Annotated in this window: 14 protein-coding genes; 7 read left to right on the forward strand and 7 right to left on the reverse strand. The window is 69.8% G+C overall.

Annotated features, from left to right (window positions below; genetic code table 11):
- Positions 1-363 (forward strand): flavin reductase family protein (locus AB0K21_RS26210; RefSeq protein WP_364153994.1); only part of this gene is annotated, 363 nt, incomplete at its 5' end.
- 80 nt (positions 364-443) lie between these two features.
- Entirely contained in the window at positions 444-1,787 is a 1,344-nt protein-coding gene (locus AB0K21_RS26215; protein ID WP_364153997.1) for a cation:proton antiporter, read from the forward strand.
- Here the strand turns inward: AB0K21_RS26215 and AB0K21_RS26220 are convergent.
- Entirely contained in the window at positions 1,750-2,829 is a 1,080-nt protein-coding gene (locus AB0K21_RS26220; protein WP_364154000.1) for a hypothetical protein, read from the reverse strand. The genes AB0K21_RS26215 and AB0K21_RS26220 overlap by 38 nt on opposite strands.
- Before the next feature lie 98 nt (positions 2,830-2,927).
- Positions 2,928-3,314, reverse strand: coding sequence for a GntR family transcriptional regulator (locus AB0K21_RS26225; RefSeq protein WP_343963203.1), 387 nt, complete (start codon positions 3,312-3,314; stop codon positions 2,928-2,930).
- Positions 3,315-3,591: 277 nt separating this feature from the next.
- Between AB0K21_RS26225 and AB0K21_RS26230 the strand changes: the two genes are divergently transcribed.
- From AB0K21_RS26230 to AB0K21_RS26245, 4 genes are all read left to right on the forward strand, one after another.
- Positions 3,592-3,975 (forward strand): hypothetical protein, encoded by a 384-nt coding sequence (locus tag AB0K21_RS26230; RefSeq protein WP_364154004.1) that lies wholly within the window; start codon positions 3,592-3,594, stop codon positions 3,973-3,975.
- Positions 3,972-4,523 carry an SdpA family antimicrobial peptide system protein gene (locus tag AB0K21_RS26235; protein WP_364154007.1) on the forward strand — a complete coding sequence of 184 codons (552 nt, stop codon included), beginning with the start codon at positions 3,972-3,974 and terminating at the stop codon, positions 4,521-4,523. The genes AB0K21_RS26230 and AB0K21_RS26235 overlap by 4 nt, the downstream gene beginning before the upstream one ends.
- Complete coding sequence (locus AB0K21_RS26240) at positions 4,517-5,530, forward strand: sporulation-delaying protein SdpB family protein (protein ID WP_364154010.1); 1,014 nt, start codon at positions 4,517-4,519, stop codon at positions 5,528-5,530. Before AB0K21_RS26235 ends, AB0K21_RS26240 begins: the two co-directional genes overlap by 7 nt.
- A 155-nt stretch (positions 5,531-5,685) precedes the next feature.
- Positions 5,686-6,396, forward strand: a complete 711-nt coding sequence (locus tag AB0K21_RS26245) for an LmbU family transcriptional regulator (protein ID WP_364154013.1) — start codon at positions 5,686-5,688, stop codon at positions 6,394-6,396.
- On the opposite strand, the gene AB0K21_RS26250 is transcribed toward AB0K21_RS26245, so the two are convergent.
- From AB0K21_RS26250 to AB0K21_RS26265, 4 genes are all read right to left on the reverse strand, one after another.
- A complete protein-coding gene (locus AB0K21_RS26250) occupies positions 6,393-7,280 on the reverse strand; it encodes a DUF4429 domain-containing protein (RefSeq protein ID WP_343963209.1) in 888 nt (295 codons plus the stop codon). The genes AB0K21_RS26245 and AB0K21_RS26250 overlap by 4 nt on opposite strands.
- Before the next feature lie 54 nt (positions 7,281-7,334).
- Positions 7,335-9,866, reverse strand: a complete 2,532-nt coding sequence (locus AB0K21_RS26255) for an FtsX-like permease family protein (protein ID WP_364154018.1) — start codon at positions 9,864-9,866, stop codon at positions 7,335-7,337.
- Positions 9,866-10,672, reverse strand: coding sequence for an ABC transporter ATP-binding protein (locus AB0K21_RS26260; RefSeq protein ID WP_364154021.1), 807 nt, complete (start codon positions 10,670-10,672; stop codon positions 9,866-9,868). Before AB0K21_RS26260 ends, AB0K21_RS26255 begins: the two co-directional genes overlap by 1 nt.
- A 99-nt stretch (positions 10,673-10,771) precedes the next feature.
- Positions 10,772-11,002 (reverse strand): hypothetical protein, encoded by a 231-nt coding sequence (locus AB0K21_RS26265; protein ID WP_343963212.1) that lies wholly within the window; start codon positions 11,000-11,002, stop codon positions 10,772-10,774.
- 241 nt (positions 11,003-11,243) lie between these two features.
- On the opposite strand from AB0K21_RS26265, the gene rfbC reads away from it, so the two are divergent.
- The gene (gene rfbC, locus AB0K21_RS26270) at positions 11,244-11,840 is read left to right on the forward strand and encodes a dTDP-4-dehydrorhamnose 3,5-epimerase (protein WP_364154025.1); all 597 of its coding nucleotides are present in this window, start codon (positions 11,244-11,246) and stop codon (positions 11,838-11,840) included.
- A gap of 31 nt (positions 11,841-11,871) precedes the next feature.
- On the opposite strand, the gene rfbD is transcribed toward rfbC, so the two are convergent.
- A complete protein-coding gene (gene rfbD, locus AB0K21_RS26275) occupies positions 11,872-12,774 on the reverse strand; it encodes a dTDP-4-dehydrorhamnose reductase (RefSeq protein WP_364154028.1) in 903 nt (300 codons plus the stop codon).
- Positions 12,775-12,989 lie beyond the last annotated feature (215 nt).

Below are 12,989 nucleotides of genomic sequence, written 5' to 3' on the forward strand. Positions count from 1 at the left end.
CCGACGCTGCTGGTCTGCCTGGACATCCGAAGCGGGACGCTGGCCGCGGTCAGCGGCCGGGGAGAGTTCACGGTGAACCTGCTCGACGAGGGCGCCCAGAGCACGGCGGAACTCTTCGCCTCGCCGAAATCCGACCGCTTCGACCAGGTCGCCTGGCGGCGAACCGCGCTCACCGGGCTGCCCTGGCTGGTCGAGGACGCCTTCGCGGTGGCCGAGTGCCAGGTGACCGAGACATTGATCGTGGGCGACCACGCGGTGCTCTTCGGCCGGGTGATGAACGTACAGGCCGGTCCTGGAAACCCACTGCTGTACGGCATGGGGGCGTTCTCGGGCGGGAGGCCGCGGCCGGTGCCGGCCTCCTGACCCACCCGATGAGCACGACCCCGAAGGGAGGAAGTGGGCCTCGCCCGGCCGACGCCGTGGCCGAGAGCACCACGTCCAGCATGACGAGTGTTCCGGGGACCGAGCCAGGTCTCGGCCGTCGTACCTGGCTCGGCATCGGCGCGGGTCTGGTGATCCTCATCGGCTCCGTGCTCCTGTGGGTGCCCGGTCTCCTCCGCGCGGAGGTGGCCGTCGATCCGATCACCAGGTTCCTGCTCGCGGTGGCCGTCATCCTGATGGCCAGCCACCTCTTTGGCGAGCTGATGCGCAGGGTGGGGCAGCCGCCCGTGCTGGGGGAGATCCTCGGCGGGCTGCTGCTGGGTCCCTCGGCACTCGGTCAGGTATGGCCGGAGGCGGTGAGCTGGCTCTTCCCCGCCGACGTGCTCGACAGTCTCGACAAGGCCGCGCAGCTCGGCCTCGTCGTCTTCATGTTCCTGCTCGGCTGCGAGCTGCGGACCGACAGGATCGAGCGCCCGCGTACCGTCACCGCCGCGGTACTCGGCGGCATGGGCCTGCCCCTGGTCGCCGGCGTCGGCGTCGCGCTGGCCGCCGGGCCGATGCTGGCCGGTACCGCGGTGTCGACGTTGACGTACTGCCTTTTCTTCGGGCTCGCGCTCGCCATCACCGCGTTGCCGGTGCTCGCCAGGATCCTCGTCGACCTCAAGCTCGACGGCACCGGCGTCGGCGCGCTGTCGCTGTCGTCCGCGGCGATCGGGGACGGGGTGGCCTGGTTGCTGCTCACCCTGATCCTGGCCGGCACCGGCAGCGGGGGCGCCGGGCAGGTGTCCAAGACAGCGGGTCTGGCCGTGGCGCTGGTGCTCGTCACCTACCTGTGCGTCCGGCCGGCACTCGCCGCGCTGGTGGCGCGGATGGAGTCCGAGCGGCTCCTGACCGTGGTGCTCGTGATCGGCGCGACCGGATTCTCCGCACTGACCCAGCTGATCAACCTGCATCCGCTGATCGGCGCGTTCCTGTTCGGTGTCGCGGTGCCGCGCAACTCGTCGGCCACCGACCGGATCGGCCACCAGCTGCAGGGATTCACCCTCATGATCCTGCTCCCGCTCTTCTTCGCCGGGGTCGGGCTGAACACCGCGATCGGGCTTCTCGGCGCGGATCTCGGCCACTGGCTGGTCGCCGCGGGAATCCTGGTCCTGGCGCAGGTGACGAAGGTCGCCGGCGCGGGCGGTGCGGCATGGCTGGCCGGGTTGCCCCGAGGGCAGGCGCTCCAACTCGGCGTGCTGATGAACTGCCGAGGTGTCACCGAGCTCGTGATCGCCACCATCGGGCTCCAGTACGGCATCATCAGCCGGCTCGGCTTCACGATCCTGGTGCTGACCGCCGTCGTCACCACCGCGTTCACCGGGTGGTTCATGCGTCGCATGACAAGTCGTGAGCCGTCGCCCTGAGCCGGGCCGAGGGCCACAGCCGCTGGGGCCGCTGCTGCTCCTGGAGTTCGCCGGTCCGGCCGGACAGGTAGCGCGTCGTGATCCCCCGGACGGTGGCCGGGCGGCTGGGGGGTTGCCCGCGCAGGGCGCGCCTGATCTCCTCGGCGCCGCCGGCGGCGTCGTCGACGGTCACGATGAACTCGCCGCCCCCGCGTAGCGCCACCAGGAGCCCCTCGCCCTTGCGTATCACGATGGCGTGCCGCCTGATGCTGCGCAGCCGCCAGCCCCAGCCCCACTCCTGCGGATCGATCTCGATCCTCTCCGCGGTCTCGATCCTGCTGAGCGGGATGCGCCGGATGAGACCGAACGGGATGCGGCCTCGCACCGAGAGCGTCGTTCCGTCGAAGGAGGCGACGATTCCGCCCCACAGGTGCAGCGTGGCCAGCGACAGGAGAGCGGGTACGGCCATCCAGTGCGTACCGGCGATCGTGAGCGCGACCATGATGCAGGTGGCCGTGAGCGTCTTCCAGACGAGGTCGGGATTGCGGGACTGACCGATCCACAGCGTGCGCCCCCGCCGGGAGCGGGCCCGGCCGACGACCGGATCGGTCGGCAGGTCGGCGGCCTCACGCGGGCCCCGCCGCGACGGATGCACGGCGATCGCGCCGAACACGAAGACCAGCGCTCCACCGGCGATCGTGATGACCTCCGCGGTCGGTGACGTGGTGGCCTCTCGCCAGGTCGGGGCATCCAGGTTGGCGCCCACCGTGCCCAGCAGCACGGCGAGCCCCAGCGCGGTGGGCAGGGCCGCGGCGCTGCCCGCGGCGGCCCTGCGCCCGAGCGAGCCCGCGGGCCGCAGATAGGCGAGCAGGGCCAGGATCGCCCACACGCTCGCGCCGAGTATCAGGATGTCCCGGATCAGTGGTTGTAGCGGGGCTGACTCATCGGGATGCCCATCGGTAAAGTGGGCGGCCACCGGGTCGGGCAGGCGCTCGCTGAGGAGGAAGGGGACCGCCAGGGTCAAGACGAACATGCTGAGCGGAGTGAGCACCACGATGATCAAGAAACGTATTGCTGCTCGCCTATCTTCCTCCTGGAATCGCACATTTCCCCCGTTATTATAACATTTGTCCAAAAGGCGGACAAATGACACTATCTTGATCAATCCGAGATAGTGTCATAACTTGTGTTGCTTCGGAAAGCGTGTAACACAAGATTCATCAGAGCGCTCTCCGTGACGCCCGCTCGTCGCGCTTCGACGACGAGGCTCACGAGCGCTCTGTCCAGGCGCCGGTCTCCACTTCGCGCCCCGGAGGCGATGACCACGGTTCCCCTGCCGCGGCGTACCTCGACCATGCCCTCGTCACGGAGCAGCGCGTAGGCGCGCAGCACCGTGTGCAGGTTCACCTGCAGGCTCGCCGCCAGTGTCTTGGCGGGAGGCAGGTGGTCACCTGGTTGCAACGTTCCCGTGATCAGCTCGCGCCGCAGGCCCTCGGCGATCTGGTCAAAAAGGGGAACTGCGGAGTTAGGGTCGATGTTCAGCTGCATAAGGTCTCAAGGTGGGGCGCCTCCGCCGTAGGCAAAAGGTAGTGGGGCGTCTGGTCGGGCCATTGGCCCCTTTACTGCTTGTTATAGAAATTATAGGATAACTTCTAACTTGCCTGACGCGGGTTGTTACGGGGTGCCAATGCAGCATAGACAGTTATCTATAGGACTATTGTGTGCTATAGGCCTCCTGAGCGCCTCCAGTGCGCTGGGAGCCACGGAAGTCAGACGTTATGACGGGGAAGCCCTGTTCCAGGGACTTTTCCTGGGGCAGGGCCAGGTGGCGGAGACATATCCGGACCTGCGCGTCCCGTCCTCGACCGGGACCTGGCCCGCAGCCAGGGCCCGGCAGCTGGTCGCCGGGATGAAGCGCGCCGCACCGGATTTCTTCACCGCCTTCGAGACCGCGATCACCAGCGGCGACCGGATCCGCATCGAGCAGGCCGCGACCTCCGCCGGCGAACTGGCCACGACGGTGCCGGTCGGCGACAACGGTCCCGCCGCTCCCAACGTCGCCTACTCCTTCATCGTGGTCGACTCCACGCTGGTCAAACAGACCAACACCATCTGGAACACCAACCGGATCTGGAGCGTCCCCGAGGGCGGCACCGTGCTGGCCCAGGAACGCTGGGTCGACGACGTGGCGAAGACCCTTGTCCGGTGAACGCCGATGTCAGGCTGGGCGTCTCCACGGTCGCGCTCGGCCTCGGATGGACCGCCCTGATCCTCTACGTCGTCATCGGCCAACTGCCCAGTGCCGCCCTCCGACTGCCCGCGCAGCGAACGGTGAGCGAGGCGGCGCGGCTGGTCGCTCCCCAAGGGTGGGCGTTCTTCACCAAGTCCGCCCGCGAACCGAGGGAGACCGTGTGGCGCGCGTCCGCCACCGGAGCGTGGCAGCCCTTCACGCTTGGACCGCACGCCGAGCCGCACAACCTGTGGGGGTTTGACCGGCGCTCCCGCGCCGAGGGGGTCGAACGCGGCATCCTGCTCGCGGCCGTACCCGCCGACCGGTGGCGCGACTGCCGGAGCGAGGTGACCGAATGCCTCGGACTGCCCGGTGCGGCGGTGCCGGTGCGCAACCCCTCTCCCGACCCGATCCTCTGCGGAACGCTCGAGGTGACCCGGCAGAAGCCGCTGCCGTGGGCCTGGGCGGACGCCGCGGCGCACACCCACATGCCGGTCTCGGTGGTGCGATTGGAGGTCGCATGCTGAGTGGACTCGGTGCCAGGGTACGGGGGGTGGCCGAGACGAGCCCGTGGACGAACGTGTACGGGCTCGCCAGGACCCTTCTCGCCCTCTGCACCCTGACCACGCTGCTCGCCAGCGAGACCTCCTCGCTCTTCAGGCCCGCGCAGGGCGTTCCCGGCTACCCGTACTGTGACGGCGTCGCCGCCTACGGCCTGTTCTGCGTCCTCGACGTCGACCGGGCGCATCCGGTGGCCATCGCGATCCTCGCCGTCGCCGCCTCCGGGTGGCGGCCGCGGTTCACCGCGCTGCCGCACTGGTGGGTGGCCGTGAGCTTCCAGGCGTCCGCGACGATCCCCGACGGCGGGGACCAGGTCGCCGCGGTGCTCACCCTCCTGCTCCTGCCGATCGCGCTGACCGACGGACGCGCCTGGCACTGGGGGCGTCCTCGGCCCGTCGCCGATCCGGTCGCCTCGCTGGTCGCCTGGTCGGCCCTGCTCGTCATCCGTATCCAGGTCGCCGGTATCTACCTGCAGGCCTCGGTGGCGAAGCTGGGCCGGGAGGAATGGGCCGACGGCACCGCCCTGTACTACTGGCTCAGCGATCCGCTGTTCGGCAGTCCCGGCTGGGCGGCGGGGGTTCTCGAACCGCTACGCGTCTCGGCGGTCGGCGTCACGTTGCTCACCTGGGGACCGGTGGCCATCGAGTTCGCCCTGGTCATGGGGCTGGTGTCACGGCGGGCCGTCCGTCCGTACCTGCTGGTGGCCGGTCTCGCCCTGCACGCCCTCATCGGACTGCTCATGGGGCTGGGAAGCTTCGCCCTGGCGATGTTCGCCTGCCTCGTCATGTACCTGAGACCTCTGGATCGGCCGTTCGCGTTCGGGGACGCGATTCTTCCGATGCTTCTTCCACACCGACCGCGCGTCCTTTCCGGCTCTGCCTGGCAGGCGATGGCACGCCTCGCCCGTCAGCCTGGGGACGCGAGTGTCGCCGAGGCCGGCCTCGGCCTGACCGATACCGACGCACGCCGCTGAACATCTGGCGACCGGCCGGAAGACGGCCGGCGCCGCGGCACCTATTCGAGCTGCGCACCTTCGTGCTCTGGCTCCGCGTACGCGGAACGATCACGACTCGGCCGTTCACGTCGTGCTGATTCGAAGAGCAGCGATACGGCGAAGGAAGGAAAACGATGAGCGAGCCTCTCGTTCGGGGAAAGAAAGGCGGCGAGAGCCGCGTGACACCGGTCCTGTCTCAGGAGAACGGGATCAACCGCCGTCTCGGGCTCGACCGGACGGTGATACCGAGAAGAACCGGCCTGCAGTTTCCGACCCAGATCCCGTTCGCCAACTGGGAGAGCATCGGCCGCCAGCTCTCCCTCATCGCCGACTCCTCCGCGTGGTGGCTGGGCGACTGGCTGGTCTACGGGGAGAAGCAGTACGCCGACCGCTACCGGACGGCCATTGAGCGGACGTCGCTGGACTACCAGACGCTGCGCAACTACGCCTGGGTGGCCCGCCGCTTCGGCCTGCCCCGGCGCAGGGACAAGCTGAGCTTCGCCCACCACGCGGAGGTGGCGGCGCTGAGCGCGCCCGAACAGGACCTGTGGCTACAGCGCGCCGAGCAGCACGCCTGGTCCAGGAACCGCCTGCGCAAGGAGCTCAGGCAGGCGGCCGCCCTGAGAAACGGGGAGGGCGAGCCGGCCGAGGCGCCGAGCCCGCCGGTGAACGGTGCCGGCACCGGGCTCGCCGTGAAGCTGCAGCTGAGCCCGAGCCAGGAACAGCTCGAACGCTGGGAGTTCGCCGCGCGCAAGCACAACTGCGACCTGGCCAACTGGATGGTCCTGGTGCTGGAGAAGTTCGCGCTGGAGGTCACCCAGGAGGGCGCGGGGGTCCCCGGCTAGAGCTCCATCCGGCGCAGCAGCGACCGCTTGGCCGAGCTGAACTCCTCGTCGGTGAGCACCCCGGAGCGGTGCAGATCGCCGAGTTCGGCCAGGCGGCGCACCAGGGCATCGTGATCCTCCAGTGCGGCCAGGCGCCGCTGCCGCTCGTCCGGCTGGGCCGGCGGCGGCAGCGCGGGCGGCTCCTCGGGGCGGTGTGACAGCCGGGCCAGTACGGCGGCGGCGACCAGAGCGGTCGAGCCGCCGTACCGCTGCACGCCCCAGGACAGGCAGTGCAGGTCCTTCTCAGGCGACACGGCGGGAGCGCCGCCCCGGAGCCGGAAGCGGAGGCGGCCATAGCCGATGCCGGTCTGCGGGGCCCACTCCACCCCCTCCACATCCTCCAGCGGGAACGTCTGCGGACCCGCCTCCTCCTTGATCGACTTGGCGAACACGCTCCACTCCAGGCGAATCCGCTCACCGTCGAAGCTCACCGTGCCGTCGCCCGCCGAGGCCGACACCGGCACGGTGGGGCCGGGCAGCAGGAAGGTCTCGCAGGGACCGCTCGGCACCTGATCCAGCATCAGATGGGTGCGCACCTCGTCGGCGAGGTACTCGGCGGCCCCGGTGCGCCCCTTGGGGACGGCCAGCCGGTACGGGTCGACGGATCCCGACAGCCGCCCGCTGACCACGTCGGTCAGCGGATCGGCTCCGGGCCGCAGGCGGAGCTGCAGGTTGCCGCCCTTGCGCGAGGGCTCGAACGACGCCGCGGAGATCGCCGCGAGGGGGATCTCCAGCTCGCCGAGCGTCTTGCGCAGTTCGTGGACGTCGCTGTCCCCGCCCGGCACGATCCTGAGGATTTCACTGTCGAACGTCCATGATCCGTCCGGAACGGAGATCTCGGCCATGTCGTCACCCTAGGACATCCGGAAGCGTCACCGTAGCCCCCGCTCATCGACGGTTCACTGGTGCTGGATGGCCCGCAGGACGTTCATCCGCGAGGCCCGCCTGGCCGGCCAGATCGCCGCCACGACACCGATCAGGACGGCGCTGAGCAGGTAGAGCCCGAGTCTGCCGTACGGGATGGCGAGTACCTCGACGCCATCGGCCGCCATCACCCGCTGCAGTGCCCAGCCGAGCGCGGTGCCGAGCGCCAGACCGGCCACGGCACCGAACAGCGACACCATCACCGACTCGTAGCTGATCATGGATCGGGTCTGGCCGCGGCTCATTCCGACGGCCCGGAGCAGCCCGATCTCGCGAGTCCGCTCCATCACCGACAGGCTCAGCGTGTTCACGATGCCCAGTGCGGCGATGAGGATCGAGAGCACCAGCAGGACCACGATCAGGTTCAGCACCTGGTCGATCTCCTGGCGGGCGTCCGCCCGTACGGCCTCGCGATCCTTCGGCTCGACGTTCGGGTACGCGCGCAGCGCCGACCGTACGGCCGCGAGGGCCTGCGCCTCGCCGCCGTCGTCGAGGTCGACGAACGCCTTCTGGATCAGACCGGCCGGAGCGTGCGCCTGGTAGCCGGCCGGGCTCATGACGAAGGGCATGCCCAGGACCTCGTTGGCGGCGAAGAGACCGCTCACCCGCAGGGTCACCGCGGACCGGTCCGGGTAACGGCCCGTGACGGTACTGCCCACCTTCCATCCCCGTTCCGCGGCGAGTGCGCTCTGCACGAGCAACCCGTCGGCGGCCAGGGTGCCGGTGCCGTCCTCGATCTTCAGGTTGGCCGGACCCGCCAGCGCGACCGGGTCGGCGACCAGGACGGACACCTGCTCGTCGGCGATCCGCATCGTCCCGTGCCGGACCGCGGTGACGCCGCGCACGCCCGGGACGGCGGCCACCCGGTCCACCGTCTCCTGGCTGAAACCGGTGAGACCGCGCGGGTCCAGGGAGAGGTCGGCGCCGAACTGACGGGCGATCCTCTGGTCGGCGGACGCGCTCATCGAACCGGCCACCACCGTCGCCACCGAGACGAGTGCGAGCCCGACCATCAGCGCCGACGCCGTGGCCGCGGTACGGCGGGGGTCCCGTCGGGCGTTCTCCCTGCTCAGCCGCCCGACCGTGCCGCCGAGCCGGGAGAGCGGCCAGCCGAGCAGCGCGATGACCGGCCGGCTCAGGAACGGGCTGAGCATCGTCAGGGCGAGCAACGCCAGCAGGCCGCCGCCGATCACCAGGGCCGCGCCCCCCGCCTTCCCGGTCGCCAGGCCCGCGGCCAGCGCTCCCGCGCCCAGCAGGGCCAGGACGACGCCGGCGACGAGACGGAGGGTCATCGAACGGCGGGTGAGCGCCACGTCGTCGCGCATCGCCGCGACCGGCGGGATCTTCGCCGCGCGGCGCGTCGGCAGGTAGGCGGCCAGCAGCGTGACGAGCATGCCGACCGCGTACGCCCAGATCACGGTCGAGAGCCCGACCACCGGCGTGCGCAGCGGAACCTGGGTGCCGCCGGTGAACCGCTCGAACAGCAGCCTGAGCCCGTAGGACAGTCCCACGCCGGCGAGCAGGCCCAGGGTCGAGCCGAGGAAGCCGATCCCGAGTGCCTCGCCGAGCACCGCCCGGGTCACCTGGGCGCGGCTCGCGCCCATCGCCCGGAGCAGCGCGAGCTCCCGGAGCCGCTGCACGACCAGCATGGTGAACGTGTTGAGGATGATGAACGATCCGATGAAGACCGCCACCCCGGCGAACACCAGCAGGAACCGGCTGATCAGCTCGAAGAGGGAGCTCAGCTGGGACTTGACCTCCTCGACCTCGTCCGCGCCGGTCTTGGCCTCGTACTGCGCCGGGAGTGCCGCGCCGACCTGCTGGAGAAGCCGCTGCTGCGAGACGCCCTCGCGCGGCCGTACGAAGATCGCCGAGTACTGTCCGGGACCGGTCAGCAGGGCCTGCGCGGTCTCCGGGGCGAACATCACGTAGGTGGCGGCACGGCCGACCTGGTCGTTGACCGCCCGGAAGACGCCGGCGACGCGCATCGACTTCGTCGCCCGCGCGGTCACCACGCTGACCGAGTCGCCGACCTTGAGCTGCCCCTCGGCCGCGGTGCGCTCCTCGACGACGACGTCGTCGGCCGCCGAGGGCTCCCGGCCGGAGAGTATCCGCAGGCCCGCGCCCGGACGCTCCATGTACGCCGCGCCCAGGTGCGCCGCGCGGTCCTCACCGACGATCCGCCCGTCCTGGCGGACGAGCGCGGCGTACCCGTCGTACTGTCCCTTGAGTTCCGCGGCGCCGGGCACGCTCTGCTGCAGCGTGTCGACCAGGGAGGCCGGTATCGTGGCCGGCGTCGCGTTCTCCCCCTCGGCCGGCTTGGGCCGGACGACCACGGTCGTGGTCTCGGTCCGCCCGGCGAAGATCGGATCGAAGCTCTGGGTGGCGGTGTCCCGGAAGATCATCGTGCCCGCGACGAAGGAGACCCCGAGCGTCACCGCGAGCACGGAGAGCAGCAGCCGGACCCGGTGCGCCAGGAGATTGCGCAAGGTGAGTTTCGCGAGCATCAGATCCGCCCCTGCTCGCCGGGGGTCCTGCCGCTCGCCCTCGCGGGTTCGAACCTCTTCAGCCGCTCCAGGACCTTCTCCGCGGTGGGTTCCGGCATCCGGTCGACGACGCGGCCGTCGGACAGGAAGATCACGTGATCGGTGTACGCGGCCGCCACCGGGTCGTGGGTGACCATGACGATGGTCTGGCCGGTCTGCCGCACCGACTTCTGCAGGAAACCCAGCACCTCGGCACCGGACCGGGAGTCGAGGTTACCGGTGGGCTCGTCCGCGAAGATGACGTCCGGCTTGCCGGCGAGTGCCCGCGCGCACGCCACCCGCTGCTGCTGGCCGCCGGAGAGCTGGTTCGGGCGGTGGTCCAGCCGCTCGCGCAGGCCGGTGGTCTCGATCACGGAGTCCAGCCAATCCTGATCGGGCGTGCGGCCGGCCAGCCGGATCGGCAGGACGATGTTCTCCAGCGCCGTCAGGGTGGGCAGCAGGTTGAAGGACTGGAAGATGAAGCCGATCCGGTCCCGGCGCAGCCGGGTGAGCTGCTTCTCGTTCAGGTCCGTCACGTCCTGGTCGCCGACGAACACCCGCCCGGAGTCCACGCTGTCCAGCCCCGCCATGCAGTGCATGAGGGTGGACTTGCCGGAACCGGACGGCCCCATGATGCCGGCGAACTGGCCGCGCGGGATGTTCAGCGACACGCCGTCGAGGGCCGCCACCGCCGTGTCTCCGGTGCTGTACCGCTTGGAGATGTTCTCCGCGCGGGCGGCGACCGGCTCACCCGTCTCCTCCGCCAGCACCGCCGTCGAGTTCTTCATTTCCGGCTCCTCGGACAGGTGTGTAATGGTCGTGACAGTTCGTTCATGGCCTCTGCTGATATCCCGGCATCGAATAGGTGGGGCGGAGAGTGCGGGACGTCAGGACGCCGGAGCTCTTTCCGCGGCGATGATCACGACAATCCCGAGGACCGCAAGAATCAAGTTCGCGTAGATCTCGTAACCTTCCAGGAAGGCCACGTTGTTGACGACGACGCGGTTGAAGAAGTTGAGCACCGCGCCGAGGATGGGCTGGACGGCGATCTGATCGATGGCCCCGCTTACGCCTTCAAGGATCATGATGAACCCGATGAGCTGTAAGGATTTACGCACGATTCAACATTAAGGCCGATCGTGGCGGCGGGAATCGGTCGTCGGCATCTCCCGCGTCAACCGAAGTCGCCGATACGGATCCTGCTTTCCGACTAAAGTATGAGACGCGTCGACTTTGGTATCACGACCGTCGGCGGGACACCCGAATTGGACCGTCTACCGTCAGCATTGGATTGTGGCGGAAAAGGCCACAGCACGTTCTACACGGTCCGGTAAACGGCCGGGATCAGGAGCAGCCGAGATGCAGCCACTGAAAATCGAAGGCGCATGGATTGACGACCCGAAAATCCACATCGACGATCGGGGAGGTCTGCACGAATGGTTCCGCGAGGAGGAGTTCCACGCGGTCACCGGACGGCGGCTGCGGCTCTCCCAGGCCAACTGTTCCGTTTCGCGCCGGGGCACCCTGCGCGGGATTCACGTCGCCGACGTGCCACCGGGCCAGGCGAAGTACGTCAAGTGCGTGCGGGGGGCGATGCTGGACGTGATCGTGGACATCCGCGTCGGCTCACCGGGGTTCGGCCGGTGGGAGATGGTGCGCCTGGACGACGAGGACCACCGGGGGGTGTTCCTGTCCGAAGGACTGGGGCACGGCCTGCTCGCGCTGACGGACGACGCGACCGTGATCTACCTGTGTTCGGAGGGCTACAACCCGACCAGGGAGCGCGGCATTCATCCACTCGATCCCGAACTGGGCATCACCTGGCCGGCGGACATCGAACCGCTCCTGTCGCCCAAGGACGCCGCGGCGCCCACCCTCGCCGAGGCACGCGCGGCCGGTCTCCTGCCCTCCTATGAGGAGTGCCTGGCCTTCTACGCCTCGCACACCCGCGGGTAGGAAACCGCAGGCCTGTCGCGACGGTTCCCGGTCATCGCATATCGGGCCGTCGCGGCCCGTCACCGGCGCCTTCTCGGCGGAAGGGTTTCGCCAGCTCGGGGTGGGCCGCGCGCAGCGCGTCCCGCCAGGGGCGGAGCGGCTGCAGGCCCGGCTCCCGCCACCGCGCGTGGCCCAGGACGCTGAAAGCCGGTCGCTTCGCCGGCCGGACGAAGGCCTCGGAGGTCGTCCGGCGCACCCGCCCGGGGTCGGTGCCGGACAGCCGGAAGATCTCCTGGGCGAGCTCGAACCAGCTGGCCTTCCCGGAGTTGGTGGCGTGGAACATCCCCGCGGCGGAGCCGAGCTCGCCGAGCGTGACCAGCCGGTCCGCGAGGTCCACGGCCCAGGTCGGCTGCCCGAACTGGTCGTCGACCACCTCGACGGTCTCCCGTTCCGCCATGAGACGGAGCATGGTGCTCACGAAGTTCGATCCGTGGGCGCCGTACAGCCATGCCGTCCGGACGACGGCGGCGGAAGGCAGCGCGTCGAGGACCGCCTTCTCCCCGGCCAGCTTGGTCCGCCCGTACGCGGTCCGCGGCTCGGCCGGGTCGTCCTCGCCGTACGGGACGTCCGCGTCACCGGAGAAGACGTAGTCGGTGGAGACGTGGACCAGCCGGGCGCCGTGCCGCGCGCAGGCCTCGGCGAGCAGCCGGGGGCCGTCGGCGTTGATCCGGTAGGCCTCTCGCTCCCGTTCCTCGGCGTCGTCCACCGCCGTCCAGGCGGCGCAGTTGACCACGACCCGCGGGGTGAGCGTCTGGAAGGCCGACTCGACCTGGTCCCGATGGGAGATGTCCAGGTCCCGGCGGGTTCGCGCGGCGATGTCGTGCCCTCGTCCGCGCGCCAGCGCGACCACCTCGTGCCCGAGCATGCCTGTCGCCCCCGTGACGAGCCACGTCATGGCGTTCTCTCCCTTGTCTCCAGGCGTCGCCGGCTCTGATCACCCTAAAGCCGGAAGGCGATCGAGGTGTATGGAAGACGAGACGGCGTCCGGCGCCTACGGGTACGACGGCGCACCGCGCAGCCGGCGTACGCTCAGCACCGCCTCCCACATCGGGTCGTGACCACCGGAGTCCCCATGGCGATCGCCGTCGCCACGCGGCGCAGGTCGAAAGA

The sequence above is a fragment of the Streptosporangium sp. NPDC049248 genome, from assembly GCF_040678965.1.
GTDB lineage: Bacteria > Actinomycetota > Actinomycetes > Streptosporangiales > Streptosporangiaceae > Streptosporangium > Streptosporangium fukuiense.